The sequence below is a fragment of the Micromonospora sp. DT46 genome, assembly GCF_049841735.1.
GTDB lineage: Bacteria > Actinomycetota > Actinomycetes > Mycobacteriales > Micromonosporaceae > Micromonospora > Micromonospora reichwaldensis.
This window is the reverse complement of the sequence record NZ_JBNCKW010000001.1, coordinates 529,346-543,468: the sequence shown is the minus strand read 5'-3', so window position 1 is coordinate 543,468 and position 14,123 is coordinate 529,346. Positions and strand designations below refer to the sequence as shown.

Below are 14,123 nucleotides of genomic sequence, written 5' to 3'. Positions count from 1 at the left end.
CCCCTGGTCGCGGCGCCGCACACCCGAGGCCCCCGTGTGCGGCGTCACACCTCGGGGTGCGGGACAATCGTCGGCGACCCCTCACCCGAACGGCGTTGGAGACTCAGACATGGCCCACACCCCCGTCAACCACCCCGCGCGGCCGGTCTACCGGGCGATCGGCGGGCTGACCGGTCTGTACCTGGTGGCCTTCGGCGTGCTCGGCATCATCGCGAGCGCCGGCAACGAGGCCCTCGCCCAGGATGACACCCAGGTCCTCGGTCAGGGCACGAACCTCGGTTTCTCGCTGCTCAGCGTCCTGCTGGGGGCCGCGGTGCTGGCCGGCACCGCGATCGGCCGCAACATCGACGTCATGATCAACCAGTGGCTGGCGTACGCCATCATGGTGATCAGCCTCGCCGGTCTCGCCTTCATCCAGACCGAGGCCAACATCTTCAACTTCAGCATCTTCACCGTCATCGCGCTGATGGTGGTCAGCCTGGTCCTGCTGATGGTCGGCATGTACGGCAAGGTCGGCACGGACGAGGAGCAGGAGGCCTGGCAGAAGGCCCGGCTCGTGCTCTGAGTGGTTGTTGGGTTTTCGCCGGAGCCCGACCCCGCTCCGGGCGGTCAGGCTTGATCCCTGCGCGGGTCGGGCTCCGGCGAAAACCTGTCGTGGTCCCGCTCCCCGGCCGTTGCTGCCCGGTGGGGTGGGATCTTCGTGGTTGCGCCTGTCGTCGGTTGCCACGCCCGTCCTGGTCTCCTACGCCGTCCATCCTTTGCGCGGTTTGGCGGACGGGTGACCTCCTCCTTTGGGACAATCGGGGCGAATGTCCTGACTGGTGGAGGGGTCATGCCGCACTTTCCCGTGAACCATCCGGCGCGGCCGGTCTACCGGGTCCTCGCCGGCCTGGTGGGGCTCTACATCCTGGTCTTCGGGGTCTGGGGCGTCGCCCTGACGGCCGGCGACCCGCTCTTCGACCGGGGCGACAACTGGGCCCTCGGGCTCCGCACCAACCTGGCCTTCTCGCTGGCCTCCGTCGCATTCGGGATCGTGCTCATCGTCGGCGCGTCCCGGCGCGGCAACCTCGGCCACTACATGAACCTGACCGCCGGGGTCGTCTTCCTGGTCACCAGCGTCCTCATGATGTCCGTGCTCCAGACCGAGGCCAACTTCCTCAACTTCTCGATGTCCACGGTCATCGTGTCGATGCTCTTCGGCCTGCTCCTGCTCGGCACCGGCCTGTACGACAAGGTCGGCACCGACGAGCACGCCGAGGAGGAACGGCGGCTGCGGCACCACCCGGTCTCCGAGGCCCACGGCCGCTGACCGACGTCGGGGTCAGCGACCCCGCACCGTGATCAGGCCCGGCTTGGCCTCCAGGTGCGACAGCCCGCTCCAGGCCAGGTTGACCAGGTGCGCCGCCACCGTCTCCTTGCGCGGCTTGCGCACCTCCAGCCACCAGCGGCCGGTCAGCGCCACCATCCCCACCAGCGCCTGCGAGTAGAGCTCGGCCAGCTTCGGGTCGTAGCCCCGGCTGGAGAACTCGGCGCCCAGGATGTGCTCCACCTGGTGCGCGACGTCGTTCATGACGCTGCTGAAGTTGCCCGCCGCCGACAGCACCGGCGACTCCCGCACCAGCACCCGGAAGCCGCTGGTCTCCTCCTCGATGTACGTCAACAGGGCCAGCGCCGCCTGCTCCAGCAACTCGCGGGGGTGCCCGGCGGTCAGGGCCGTGGTGATCCGGTCCAGCAGGGCGCGTACCTCCCGGTCCACCACCACCGCGTAGAGCCCCTCCTTGCCGCCGAAGTGCTCGTAGACCACCGGCTTGGAGACCTTCGCGCGGGCCGCCACCTCCTCGATGGAGGTGGCGTCGAAGCCGCGCTCGGCGAAGATCTGCCGGGCGGTCGAGATCAGCTGCTCCCGGCGCTGGGCCGCCGACATGCGTACGCGTGAGGGGGGTTTGGGGGCCGCGGCGGGAATCGCCCGCCGCCGGCCGGTCGTGCCGTCGTTGCCAGGGACATCCGCCATGTTCTCGTCATTCCGCCGGCGCTCGGTCACCCGGCCATCCTGCCAGGCGACCTCCGCGCCCATCGACCGCTCTACCGGCCGGTGGCCGGTGCGACGAGCTTGGCCGCGATGCGTTCGGGCTTCGGCCAGCGCACGTCCCACGCCGCGCCGACCCTCTCGAACAGCCAGATCACCCGGGCCGAGATGTCCACCTGGCCGCGCAGTACGCCGTGCCGGGCGCTGGTCGGGTCGGCGTGGTGCAGGTTGTGCCAGCTCTCGCCGAACGACACGATCGCCAGCGGCCAGAAGTTCGACGCGCGGTCGCCCTGGCGCATCGCGAACGGCCGCTCCCCGTAGACGTGACAGACGGAGTTGATGGACCAGGTCACGTGGTGCAGGAGCGCGATGCGCACCAGGCCGGCCCAGAAGAGCGCGGACAGCGCTCCCCGCCAGGACCAGGTGAGCAGGCCGCCCATCAGCGCGGGACCGAGCACCGAGACCACCACCAGCAGCGGGAACAGCCGGTCCACCCTGGTGATGTCCCGGTCGGCGAGCAGGTCCGGGGCGAACCGCTTCCGGTTGGACAGCTCCCGGCCGAAGAGCCAGCCGACGTGCGCGTGGAACAGGCCCTTCGTCAGGCCGCGGAGGCTCTCCCCGAACCGCCACGGCGAGTGCGGGTCGCCCTCCAGGTCGGAGAAGGCGTGGTGGCGCCTGTGGTCGGCCACCCACTGGATGATCTCGCCCTGCACGGCCAGCGAGCCGGACACCGCCAGCGCGATCCGCAGCCAGCGCTTCGCCTTGAACGACCCGTGTGTGAAGTACCGGTGGTAGCCGACCGTGATGCCCAGCCCGGAGAGCACGTACCAGAACCCGGCGACGGCCACGTCGGTCCAGCTCAGCCAGCCACCCCAGGCGACCGGTACGGCGGCGACGAGGGCCAGGAAGGGGATCACCACGAACGCCCATAGGGCGATGAGAATGCCTCGGGACTGGGTGCCCTGGGTGAGGGGCTTCGGTCCGGCGGCGGGGTCGAGGGACGTAGCGGACATGGGCACCTCGCAGAGGGACGGAGTGATCACGAAGTTACGCCTACGTCACCGTAACTTAGGCGCTGGCGAGGCGCATGGGACAGCGTCAGGCATGAATATCTGACCCTGTCGTACGTCTGTTCTAAAGTGCTGCTCATGAACGATCCGATACCTGATCAACCACACCCGCCGTCGGTTCGGAAATACCGTGGACCGACCCCGCATCTGCATGAGGAGGCGCTTCGCCTGCGGCGCCGAGGCTGCACCGTCCCGGAGATCGCGAAACGGGTCGGTGTGGCCCGCTCCACCGCCTATCAGTGGGTGCGGCACCTGCCGATAGATCGCGACTCCGAGGAGGTTCGGGCGCGCCGACGAGCGCACTCGAAGGCGATGACGGACGCCCAGTGGGGTGAATATCGTGCTGCCCGCGACGCAGCACGGGCGGAGACGGTCGCGAAGGTCGCCGCCTGGGTCAAGCGCCTGCGATATCGGGAGCTGGTCCTGGTGGGAGCGGCAATCTACTGGTGCGAGGGGGGCAAGGCGAAACCCTGGCGTCCGAACGACTGTCGGCTCAAGTTCATCAACAGCGATCCGACGCTGGTGCTGTTGTTCCTCCGGTTCGTCGAGGCGCTCGGAGTTGCCCGGACCACGCTTCGGTTCCGGGTCAGCATCCACGAGAGCGCGGACGAGGCGGAGGCGGTGCGATGGTGGGCCGGTCTGGTCGGGGTGCCGGCGGCGGAGTTTCAGCGTTCGTCACTGAAGCGGCACCGGCCGGCGACGAAACGGCAGAACGTCGGGGCGGACTATCGGGGCTGCCTCACGGTTTACGTCCCGCGATCGAGCCGCCTCTACTGGAAGGTCGAGGGGATCATGAAGGGAATGGGCGATGGCGTCACGGGCGAGGGGCGCTAAGGTGTAGGGGGCTGGCAAGCTGTTCCTTTGCCCGTTTTAGACCGTCCCGGGTCGTCTAATGGCAGGACGTCAGGTTTTGGTCCTGATTGTAGGGGTTCGAGTCCTCTCCCGGGAGCTTCCGTTCGTCGCGGACGATGTCTGGTTAGCATGGCCGCGAGACTGTTCGCCGTCCCGACGGGAGCCCGTGTCGTGTCCCAGCCCCACCTCCGCACCGTTGTCGTGCTCGCCGCCGGTGAGGGCAAGCGGATGAAGTCGGCGCTGCCCAAGGTGCTGCACCCGCTGCTCGGCCGTACTCTCGTCGGCCACGTGCTCGCCGCCGCCGCTCCGCTGGCCGCGGACCGCACGGTGGTCGTGGTGGGGCACGGCGCAGACCAGGTCCGCGCGCACCTCGCGGAGATCGCCCCCGAGGCCACCCCGGTGCTCCAGGCCGAGCAGCTCGGCACCGGGCACGCCGTCCGGATCGCGCTGGACGCCGCGCCGGACGCCACCGGCACCGTGGTCGTGATCAACGGTGACGTGCCGCTGCTCCGCCCGGAGACGGTGGCCGCGCTGGTGGCGGCGCACGAGGAGGCACGCGCTGCGGCGACCGTGCTCGCCGCCGAGGTGCCCGACCCGACCGGCCTGGGCCGGATCGTGCGCGACACCGACGGGCGGCTGGAGCAGATCGTCGAGGAGCGCGACGCGACCCCCGCGCAGCGGGCGATCCGGGAGATCAACGCCGGCATCTACGCGTTCGACGCCGCCCGGCTGCGCGACGCGCTGGGCAAGCTGTCGACCGACAACGACCAGGGCGAGGAGTACCTGACCGACGTCTTCGCCCTGCTGGGCTCGGCCGGCGAGCCGGTGGCGGTGCACGTGGCGGCGGACCACGTGGAGACGCTGGGCTGCAACGACCGGGTCGAGCTGGCCGCCCTGCGCCGGCTGCTGCGCGACCGGGTCAACGAGGCGTGGATGCGTACCGGGGTCAGCCTGCTCGACCCGGACACCACCTGGATCGACGTGACGGTCGCTCTCGACCGGGACGCGGTGGTCGACCAGAACACCCAGCTGCGCGGCGGCACGGTGGTCGGCACGGGCGCGGTGGTCGGGCCGGACGTGACGCTGATCGACACCGTCGTCGGCCCGGGCGCCACGGTGCTGCGCAGCCACGCGGTGGGCGCGGAGGTCGGTGCGGGCGCCAGCGTCGGGCCGTACGCGTACCTGCGGCCGGACGCCCGGCTCGCCGAGAAGGCCAAGGTCGGCACGTTCGTCGAGGTGAAGAACTCGGAGGTGGGTGCGGGCGCGAAGGTGCCGCACCTGTCGTACGTGGGAGACGCGACGATCGGCGCGAAGGCCAACATCGGCGCGGCGACGATCTTCGTGAACTACGACGGGGTGAACAAGCACCGCACCACGGTCGGCGAGGGCGCGTTCGTCGGCTGCGACACCAGCCTCATCGCGCCCGTCGAGGTGGGTGCGGGGGCGTACGTGGCGGCGGGCAGCGCGATCGCGCAGGACGTGCCGGCGGGCGCGCTCGGGGTGACCCGGGCGCCGCAGCGCAACATCGACGGCTGGGTGGCCCGCAAGCGGGCGGGCACGGTCTCCGCCGAGGCGGCCGCGCGGGCCCAGGCAGCGGATGAGGGTGCGTCGGCGCCGGGATCCGGGGCAAGTGAAGGTGAGGCAATCCACGGGGATGCCGAGCCGGTCAGGTCGGCCCCGGGCGCGGGGGATACTGCAACCGAATAGTCCCCGGCCCACCACCACCGCCGGGTACCACCGACCAACGGGAGCAGACGGGCCCATGGGCAGCATCGTCGCCGAAAACCGCAAGAGCCTGATGCTTTTTTCCGGACGTGGCTTTCCGGAGTTGGCCAAGGAGATCGGTGAGGTGCTCGGCGTCGCGCCGACGCCGGCCGACGCGTACGAGTTCGCCAACGGCGAGATCTTCGTACGGTTCAAGGACTCGGTACGCGGTTCGGACGCCTTCGTGGTGCAGTCCGTCACGCACGGGGTCAACACGTGGGTCATGGAGACCCTCATCATGATCGACGCGCTGAAGCGCGGTTCGGCCAAGCGCATCACCGTGGTGCTGCCCTTCTACCCGTACGCCCGGCAGGACAAGAAGCACCGCGGCCGGGAGCCGATCTCGGCCCGGCTGGTGGCGGACCTGCTGAAGACGGCCGGGGCGAACCGGATCCTCACCGTCGACCTGCACACCGCGCAGATCCAGGGCTTCTTCGACGGCCCCGTCGACCACCTCTTCGCGATGGACATCCTCGCCGAGTACGTCCAGCACAAGTACGCCGGCCGCCCGATGACGGTGGTCGCGCCGGACTCGGGCCGGGTGCGGGTGGCCGAGCGGTGGACCGACCGGCTGGGCGGCTGCCCGCTGGCGTTCATCCACAAGACCCGGGACCCGCTGAAGCCGAACCAGGTGGTGGCGAACCGGGTGGTCGGCGAGGTCGAGGGCCGGGTCTGCCTGATCGTCGACGACATGATCGACACGGGCGGCACGATCTGCGGGGCGGCGGACATCCTCCGGGAGTCCGGCGCGGCCGACGTGATCGTGGCCTCGACGCACGCGCTGCTCTCCGACCCGGCGACCGAGCGGCTGAAGAACGCCCCGATCAGCGAGGTCCTGGTCACCAACACGCTGCCGCTGCCGCCTGAGAAGCAGCTCGACAAGATCACCGTGCTGTCGATCGCGCCGCTGCTGGCGCGGGCGATCCGCGAGGTCTTCGACGACGGCTCCGTGACGACCCTCTTCGGCGGCCTGAGCTGACCGTCTGACGCCGGGCCGGGCGGGTACCGCCGCCCCGGTCCGGCGTCGACCGCCGTGGCGGCGACGCTGCATCGACCGGTCACGGGCGGAAAGGCCGGTCGGCGGCGGGCCGGCCCGGCGGCCGGGCGGTCGCCCTACGGCGGCGTCGCGCGGCTCCCGGCGGCGGGTGCCGCAGGGGCAGGCCGAAATCGCCCTGCGGGCCTGCGGGAACGGTGATAAGGGGACTGCCGGAACGCGCGGAATCACCTCGGGTAGACTGGTGCGGTTGCCACGGCGAGGGTGCCCGGCGGGCCGCTGAGAAGCGCCGCACGGAGGCACCGTCATCGACGCGGTGCTCCGGGCAGTCGTTCTCGACGCATGAGCCCCAGCGAGCCCCTCGCCCCAGCACCGCCAGACGACAAGCCGCCGCAGCGAAAGCATCAGGAGTTCTCCCGTGTCCGAGGTAAAGATCAGCGCCGAGCCCCGCACCGAGTTCGGCAAGGGTGGTGCCCGTCGTACCCGCCGGGCCGGCAAGGTGCCCGCCGTGCTGTACGGCCACGGCGAGAAGCCCAAGCACATCGCGCTGCCGTCGCGTGAGTTCGCCGCCGCGATCCGCAAGGGCGGCGCCAACCAGCTCTTCGCGATCGAGGTCAGCGACGGCACCCAGGTGCTGGCGCTGCCGAAGGCGATCCAGCGCGACCCGATCAAGGACACCTTCGAGCACGTGGACCTGCTGCTGGTCCGCCGGGGCGAGAAGGTCACCGTCGAGGTCCCGGTGCAGCTGACCGGCGAGGCCGCGCGGGACACCCTGATCGTGCACGACCACGACACCCTGTCGGTCACCGCCGACGCCACCAAGGTGCCGGACCACCTGGAGGCCTCGATCGAGGGCCTGGAGGCCGGCACCCAGGTCACCGCCGGCGACGTGGAGCTGCCGGCCGGCGTCGAGCTGGCCGCCGACTCGGAGCAGACCGTCGCTTCGGTGACCGCCGCGCCGACCGCCGAGCAGCTCGAGGCCACCCTCCCCGAGGTCGAGGAGGCCGCCGAGGAGGCCGAGGCCGGCGTCGGCGAGGAGACCGCCGAGGCTCCGGCCGCGGAGGGCGAGGAGACCGCCGAGGCGAAGACCGAGGCCTGATCGGTTCGCATCGTTGCGACAGGCGTCCCCGCGCGGTCGGGGGCGCCTGTCGGCGTATCGGTGTCCGGGCGGTCGGGTGACGGCGAGCAGCGGGAGGGACGGGGCGTGACGGACGAGACGGGGCCGTGGCTGGTGGTCGGCCTGGGCAACCCGGGTCGGGAGTACGCCGGCAACCGGCACAACGTCGGCTTCATGGTGGCCGACCTGCTGGCGGGCCGGCTCGGCGCGAGGTTCGGCCGGCACAAGCGGGCGGTGGCGGAGGTCGCCGAGGGGCGGCTCGGGCTCGGCGGGCCGAAGCTGGTGCTGGTCAAGCCGCTGACGTACATGAACCTCTCCGGCGGGCCGGTGACCGGGCTGGCCCAGTTCCACAAGGTGCCGCCGGGCCGGGTGGTCGCGGTGCACGACGAGTTGGACATCGGGTACGGGCAGGTGCGGGTGAAGTGCGGCGGTGGCGAGGGCGGGCACAACGGCCTGCGCTCGATGTCGAAGTCGCTGGGCACGAAGGAGTACGTCCGGGTGCGGTTCGGCGTCGGCCGGCCTCCGGGGCGGCAGGACCCGGCGGACTACGTACTGTCGGATTTCGGCGCGGCGGAGCGCAAGGAGCTGGAGTTCCTGGTGGACCGGGCCGCGGATGTGGTGGAGTCGGTGATCACCAGGGGCGTGGAGCCGACGCAGAACCTCTACCACGGGGTGTGAGGGCCGGGTCGGGCGCCGGGGGCCGGTAGTCTTCGCCTTTCGGCGCGACGCGACCGTCGGGGCGGCTCGTCGGCGGCGGCGTGCCGGGTGCGGAGCACGGCGAGGCGACGGGAGCAGGAGTCATGGGCAGTCCTCCGATGATCGACGGCGCTTTCGCCCGGTGGCTGGCGGCCCGGGCCGGTCAGGCGCTGCTCGGCCTGCGGTCCGAGATGGGTTTCGCCGACGCGGGGGCGTTGAAGTCGGCGGGCGACAAGGTCTCGCACGACCTGATCCGCACAGAGCTGGCGAAGTGGCGGCCGGGTGACGCGGTCCTCTCCGAGGAGGACGAGGGTTCGCGGCTGGCCTGGGCGGCGGAGGTGAACGCCGAGGCGGTCTCCCGGCTGGCGGCGGACCGGGTGTGGATCATCGATCCGCTGGACGGCACCCGGGAGTTCGCCGAGGAGGGCCGTTCGGACTGGGCGGTGCACGTGGCGCTCTGGGCGCGTGACGCGCCGACGCCGCACGGACTGGTGGCGGGCGCGGTCGGGCTGCCGGCGCAGCAACGCGTGCTGGGCACCGACTATCCGCCGGCGTACCCGCAGCTGACCCCGGAGGCGGCCGCGGCGCCCGGCGGGCGGACGATCCGCCTGGCGGCGAGCCGGAGCCGGCCACCGGTGTTCCTGACCGACCTGGCGGAGGACGTCGGGGCGCACCTGGTGCCGATGGGCTCGGCCGGGGCGAAGATCGCCGCGGTGGTCACCGGTGAGGTGGACGCCTACATCCACGCGGGCGGCCAGTACGAGTGGGACTCGGCCGCGCCGGTCGCTGTGGCGACGGCCACCGGGCTGCACGCTTCCCGGATCGACGGTTCTGCGCTGAGATACAACGAGGCGGATCCGCGCCTGCCGGACCTGCTGGTCTGCCGCGAGGATCTCGCTAGTCGGTTGCTTGCAGCGTTGCAGCGTCATTCCGGGTAGCCTGAGCGGCACTTCTTGGCATGCCCGACCGGAAAGGTCTGGAATATCGATGAGCGGATTCGAGCGAAGCGAGCCCGTGTCATGACCGCCCCCGCCGCCTACCAGGTGTCGCACCTCGACGCGCTGGAGGCCGAGAGCATCTTCGTGATGCGCGAGGTGGTCGCCGAAATGGAGCGGCCCGTGCTGCTCTTCTCGGGCGGCAAGGACTCGATCGTGATGCTCCGGCTGGCCCAGAAGGCGTTCGCCCCGGCCAACATCCCGTTCCCGGTCATGCACGTGGACACCGGGCACAACTTCCCCGAGGTCCTGGAATACCGGGACCAGCGGGTCGCCGAGCTGGGGCTGCAACTGGTGGTGGCGAGCGTGCCGGAGGCGCTGGCCAGCGGGCTGGTGCGGGAGTCGGGCGACGGGATGCGCAACCGGATCCAGACGCCGGTGCTGCTGGACGCGGTGGAGAAGCACCGGTTCGACGCGCTCTTCGGCGGCGCCCGCCGCGACGAGGAGAAGGCCCGCGCCAAGGAGCGGGTGTTCAGCTTCCGCGACGAGTTCGGCCAGTGGGACCCGAAGAACCAGCGCCCGGAGCTGTGGTCGCTCTACAACGGCCGCCACCACCCGGGCGAGTCGATCCGGGTCTTCCCGCTGTCCAACTGGACCGAGCTGGACGTCTGGCACTACATCGCGCGCGAGCGCATCGCCCTGCCGTCGATCTACTACGCCCACGAGCGCGAGGTGGTCGAGCGCGACGGGATGCTCTACGCGGTAAACGAGTTCTTCCGCCCCCGGGCGGGTGAGGACCGGTTCAAGGCGCGGGTGCGCTACCGGACGGTGGGCGACGCGTCCTGCACGGCGGCGGTCCGTTCCGACGCCGACACGGTCGAGAAGGTCATCGAGGAGGTCGCCGCCACCCGGATCACCGAGCGCGGCGCCACCCGGGGCGACGACCGGGTCAGCGAGGCCGCCATGGAGGACCGCAAGCGGGAGGGCTACTTCTGATGACCACCGAGACCGTCGCGCCCGCGGCCACCGAGACGCCCGGCAGGCCGATGGACCTGCTGCGCTTCGCCACCGCCGGCAGCGTCGACGACGGCAAGTCGACGCTGATCGGCCGGCTGCTCTACGACACGAAGTCGCTCTTCACCGACCAGCTCGCCGCCGTCGAGGCGGTCAGCGCGGCCCGGGGCGACGAGTACACGAACCTGGCGCTGCTCACCGACGGCCTGCGGGCCGAGCGCGAGCAGGGCATCACCATCGACGTGGCGTACCGCTACTTCGCCACCCCCCGGCGGAAGTTCATCATCGCGGACACCCCGGGGCACATCCAGTACACGCGCAACATGGTCACCGGGGCGTCGACGGCCGACCTGGCGCTGATCCTGGTGGACGCCCGCAAGGGCCTGGTCGAGCAGTCCCGCCGGCACGCGTTCCTCTGCTCGCTGCTGCGCGTGCCGCACCTGGTCCTCTGCGTCAACAAGATGGACCTGGTCGACTTCTCGCAGGAGGTCTTCGAGCGGATCGCGGACGAGTTCACCGCGTTCGCCGCGAAGCTCGACGTGCCCGACCTGACGGTGGTGCCGATCTCGGCGCTGCGCGGCGACAACATCGTCGCCCGGTCGGAGAACATGCCCTGGTACGAGGGCCCGTCGCTGCTGCACCACCTGGAGCGGGTGCACATCGCGAGCGACCGCAACCTGGTCGACGTCCGGTTCCCCGTGCAGTACGTGATCCGCCCGCAGTCCACCACCGTCACCGACTACCGGGGCTACGCCGGCCAGGTCGCCTCCGGCGTGCTCAAGCCGGGCGACGAGGTGATGGTGCTGCCGTCCGGGTTCACCAGCCGGATCGCCGCCGTGGAGACCGCCGACGGGCCGGTCGCGGAGGCGTTCCCGCCGATGTCGGTGACCGTACGCCTGGAAGACGAGATCGACATCTCCCGGGGCGACATGATCTGCCGTCCCAACAACGCCCCGGCGGTGTCCCAGGACATCGAGGCGATGGTGTGCTGGATGGACGAGACCCGTCCGCTCCAGGTCGGCGGCAGGTACGCGATCAAGCACACCACCCGCTCCGCGCGGGCGATCGTGCGCGGGCTGCACTACCGGCTGGACGTCAACTCGTTGCACCGCGACGAGTCCGCCGACGGGCTCGGGCTCAACGAGATCGGCCGGGTGCGGTTGCGGACCACCGTGCCGCTGCTCGCGGACGAGTACCGCCGCAACCGGACCACCGGCGGCTTCGTGATCATCGACGAGGCCACCAACCGCACCGTCGGCGCGGGGATGATCGTCGAGGCGCAGTGAGTCCCGCCGACGGGCGGGTGCCGACACCCGCCCGTCGCCTGCCGGGCTGACCGCGCCCGGCGCAGGGCCCCGGGCGCGCAGCCGCCGCTGCCCGCCGGGCGGCCGGCGGGGCGCCGCGTCGGTGCTCAGTCCAGCCGGGTCGCGCCCGGGCCGGGCAGGACGGTGACGTGGCCGGGCGCGGCGAAGCCCCGCTCGGCGTACGCGGCCGTGACTGCGGTGGCGACCGCGTCGGCCCGCTCCGCGTCGACGAGGGCGAGGACGCAGCCGCCGAAACCGCCGCCGGTCATCCGGGCACCGAGCGCCCCGGCGCCCAGGGCCGCCTCGACGGCCGTGTCGATCTCCGGGACGGTGATCTCGAAGTCGTCGCGCATCGAGGCGTGCGAGGCGGTCAGCAGCGGGCCGATCTCGCGTACCCGCCCGGCGCGCAGCAGCGCGACCGTGTCGAGCACCCGCTGGTTCTCGGTGACGACGTGCCGTACCCGGCGGCGGGTCTCGTCCTCGTCGAGCCGGGCCAGGGCGTCGGCCAGTCCGTCGGCCGGGACGTCCCGCAGCGCCGCGACGCCGAGCAGCCCGGCGGCCCGCTCGCAGGAGCCGCGGCGGGCGGCGTACTCGCCGTCGGCGTGCCGGTGCGGGGCCCGGCTGTCGACGACCAGCACGGCGAGGCCGGCGGCGTCCAGGTCGAAGGGGACCTGCTCGACGGACTCGTCCCGGCAGTCGAGGAAGAGCGCGTGCCCGGCGCGGCACCGGATCACCGCCGACTGGTCCATGATCCCGGTCGGCGCGCCCACGTAGTCGTTCTCCGCCCGCTGGGCCAGCCGGGGCCGTCGCTCGGCGGGCAGGTCCAGCCCGCCCAGGTCGACCAGGGCGGCCAGCACGGCGGCCTCCAGCGCGGCCGAGGAGGACAGCCCGGCGCCCAGCGGCACGTCGGAGGCGATGGCCAGGCGCGCGCCGGGTGCCGCGTGCCCCGCCTCCCGCAGCGCCCAGACGACCCCGGCCACGTACGCGCCCCAGCCGTCGACCCGGCCGGGCCCGGCCAGCTCGTCGGCGCCGAAGGCGACCGTCTCGCCGGTGAGCTCGGAGCAGACCGTCCAGGTGTCGCCGGGCTGCGGGGCGGCTGCCACCACCGTGCGCAGCGGCAGGGCGAAGGGGAGCACGAAGCCGTCGTTGTAGTCGGTGTGCTCACCGATGAGGTTCGCCCGCCCGGGAGCCGCCCAGCGGCCGGCGGGCGGCTCGCCGTACGCCGAGCGGAAGCCGGCGGTGGCGCGGGCCGCGACGTCGTCGGTCACCGCGGCCCCGCGACGTGCGTGCGGTAGAAGGCCCAGGCGTCGGCGACGATGTCGGGCAGGGTCGGCTTCTGCGGCACCCAGCCCAGCTCCTCGCGGGCCAGCGCGGACGACGCGACCAGCTCGGCGGGGTCGCCCTCGCGGCGCGGCGCCACCTCGACCGGCACGGGGTGGCCGGTGACCTCGCGGACCACGTCGACCACCTGCCGGTTGGTGAAGCCGTTGCCGTTGCCCAGGTTGTAGATCCGGTGCTGGCCGGCGGTGGCGGCGCCGAGCGCCAGCAGGTGGGCGCGGGCCAGGTCGGCGACGTGGATGTAGTCGCGCACGCAGGTGCCGTCGACGGTCGGGTAGTCGTCGCCGAAGAGCTGGAGCTTCTCCCGCCGGCCGGCGGCCACCTCCAGCGCGATCGGGATCAGGTGGGTCTCGGGGTCGTGCCGCTCGCCGAGCGCGACGTCGCCGTCGAGGTAGGCGCCGGCCACGTTGAAGTAGCGCAGCGAGACGGCGGCCAGGCCGTGCCCGATCGCCTCGGAGGTGAGGGCCATGTCGACGGCGAGCTTGGTGGCGCCGTACGTGTTGGTGGGGGCCTTGACCGCGGTCTCCGGGATCGGCAGCTCGGTGGGGTTGCCGTAGACGGCGGCGGTGGAGGAGAAGACCAGGCGGGGTACGCCGGCGGCCCGGACGGCGTCGATCAGGGCGATCGAGCCGACCGTGTTGGCGTGCCAGTAGAGCTCGGGCCTGGTCATCGACTCGCCGGCGGCGATCAGCGCGGCGAAGTGCAGCACCCCGTCGAAGCCCGCGCCCGGGGTGAGCACCCGCGCGGCGTCGTGGACGGACGCGTCGACGTACGTCGCGTCGGCGGCGAGCGCCTCCCGGTGACCGGTGCGCAGGTTGTCGAGCACCACCACCTCGTGGCCGGCGTCGAGCAGCATCCGGGTCACCACGCTGCCGATGAAGCCGGCGCCGCCGGTGACGAGCAGTTTCACGTCGGTCTCCTCCTAGCCTGGCCGCCCGGTAGCGGCCCATGTCGTGATCACCCTACGGCCGGTCGTCCGGTGGCCGCCCTCCGTCAGCGACCTTGCCATTCCA

Annotated in this window: 14 protein-coding genes and 1 tRNA gene; 11 read left to right on the top strand and 4 right to left on the bottom strand. The window is 72.0% G+C overall.

Annotation, left to right across the window (positions count from 1 at the left end; genetic code table 11):
* Positions 1 to 109: 109 nt before the first annotated feature.
* Positions 110 to 565, top strand: a complete 456-nt coding sequence (locus ACLQ20_RS02455; protein ID WP_425853989.1) for a DUF4383 domain-containing protein — start codon at positions 110 to 112, stop codon at positions 563 to 565.
* A 267-nt stretch (positions 566 to 832) separates the two neighbouring features.
* The gene (locus ACLQ20_RS02450; RefSeq protein ID WP_151453465.1) at positions 833 to 1,309 is read left to right on the top strand and encodes a DUF4383 domain-containing protein; all 477 of its coding nucleotides are present in this window, start codon (positions 833 to 835) and stop codon (positions 1,307 to 1,309) included.
* 12 nt (positions 1,310 to 1,321) lie between these two features.
* Here ACLQ20_RS02450 and ACLQ20_RS02445 read toward each other — a convergent pair whose 3' ends face one another.
* Entirely contained in the window at positions 1,322 to 2,011 is a 690-nt protein-coding gene (locus ACLQ20_RS02445) for a TetR/AcrR family transcriptional regulator (protein WP_151453464.1), read from the bottom strand.
* Positions 2,012 to 2,082: 71 nt separating this feature from the next.
* Positions 2,083 to 3,039, bottom strand: a complete 957-nt coding sequence (locus ACLQ20_RS02440) for an acyl-CoA desaturase (RefSeq protein WP_327030440.1) — start codon at positions 3,037 to 3,039, stop codon at positions 2,083 to 2,085.
* Positions 3,040 to 3,174: 135 nt separating this feature from the next.
* Here ACLQ20_RS02440 and ACLQ20_RS02435 point away from each other — a divergent pair, with 135 nt between their 5' ends.
* The 9 genes from ACLQ20_RS02435 to ACLQ20_RS02395 all read left to right on the top strand — a co-directional run bounded on the left by ACLQ20_RS02435 (position 3,175) and on the right by ACLQ20_RS02395 (position 11,754).
* Positions 3,175 to 3,930: a helix-turn-helix domain-containing protein gene (locus tag ACLQ20_RS02435; RefSeq protein WP_225852029.1), complete on the top strand. Its 756-nt coding sequence runs from the start codon at positions 3,175 to 3,177 to the stop codon at positions 3,928 to 3,930.
* A 44-nt stretch (positions 3,931 to 3,974) separates the two neighbouring features.
* Positions 3,975 to 4,045: transfer RNA gene (locus ACLQ20_RS02430), tRNA-Gln, on the top strand.
* Positions 4,046 to 4,119: 74 nt separating this feature from the next.
* Positions 4,120 to 5,655 (top strand): bifunctional UDP-N-acetylglucosamine diphosphorylase/glucosamine-1-phosphate N-acetyltransferase GlmU, encoded by a 1,536-nt coding sequence (gene glmU, locus ACLQ20_RS02425; protein ID WP_370518918.1) that lies wholly within the window; start codon positions 4,120 to 4,122, stop codon positions 5,653 to 5,655.
* A 55-nt stretch (positions 5,656 to 5,710) separates the two neighbouring features.
* Positions 5,711 to 6,691 carry a ribose-phosphate diphosphokinase gene (locus ACLQ20_RS02420; RefSeq protein ID WP_151453461.1) on the top strand — a complete coding sequence of 327 codons (981 nt, stop codon included), beginning with the start codon at positions 5,711 to 5,713 and terminating at the stop codon, positions 6,689 to 6,691.
* Between the two features lie 433 nt (positions 6,692 to 7,124).
* Entirely contained in the window at positions 7,125 to 7,805 is a 681-nt protein-coding gene (locus ACLQ20_RS02415) for a 50S ribosomal protein L25/general stress protein Ctc (protein ID WP_327030441.1), read from the top strand.
* Between the two features lie 105 nt (positions 7,806 to 7,910).
* A complete protein-coding gene (gene pth, locus ACLQ20_RS02410; RefSeq protein ID WP_151453459.1) occupies positions 7,911 to 8,501 on the top strand; it encodes an aminoacyl-tRNA hydrolase in 591 nt (196 codons plus the stop codon).
* 122 nt (positions 8,502 to 8,623) lie between these two features.
* Positions 8,624 to 9,457, top strand: a complete 834-nt coding sequence (locus ACLQ20_RS02405) for an inositol monophosphatase family protein (RefSeq protein ID WP_151453458.1) — start codon at positions 8,624 to 8,626, stop codon at positions 9,455 to 9,457.
* Positions 9,458 to 9,538: 81 nt separating this feature from the next.
* A complete protein-coding gene (cysD, locus tag ACLQ20_RS02400) occupies positions 9,539 to 10,450 on the top strand; it encodes a sulfate adenylyltransferase subunit CysD (protein WP_311413708.1) in 912 nt (303 codons plus the stop codon).
* The gene (locus tag ACLQ20_RS02395; RefSeq protein WP_151453456.1) at positions 10,450 to 11,754 is read left to right on the top strand and encodes a sulfate adenylyltransferase subunit 1; all 1,305 of its coding nucleotides are present in this window, start codon (positions 10,450 to 10,452) and stop codon (positions 11,752 to 11,754) included. Before cysD ends, ACLQ20_RS02395 begins: the two co-directional genes overlap by 1 nt.
* Before the next feature lie 125 nt (positions 11,755 to 11,879).
* Here ACLQ20_RS02395 and galK read toward each other — a convergent pair whose 3' ends face one another.
* A complete protein-coding gene (gene galK, locus ACLQ20_RS02390; protein ID WP_425853988.1) occupies positions 11,880 to 13,040 on the bottom strand; it encodes a galactokinase in 1,161 nt (386 codons plus the stop codon).
* Positions 13,037 to 14,020, bottom strand: coding sequence for a UDP-glucose 4-epimerase GalE (gene galE, locus ACLQ20_RS02385; RefSeq protein WP_151453454.1), 984 nt, complete (start codon positions 14,018 to 14,020; stop codon positions 13,037 to 13,039). The genes galK and galE overlap by 4 nt, the downstream gene beginning before the upstream one ends.
* Positions 14,021 to 14,123: the final 103 nt, after the last annotated feature.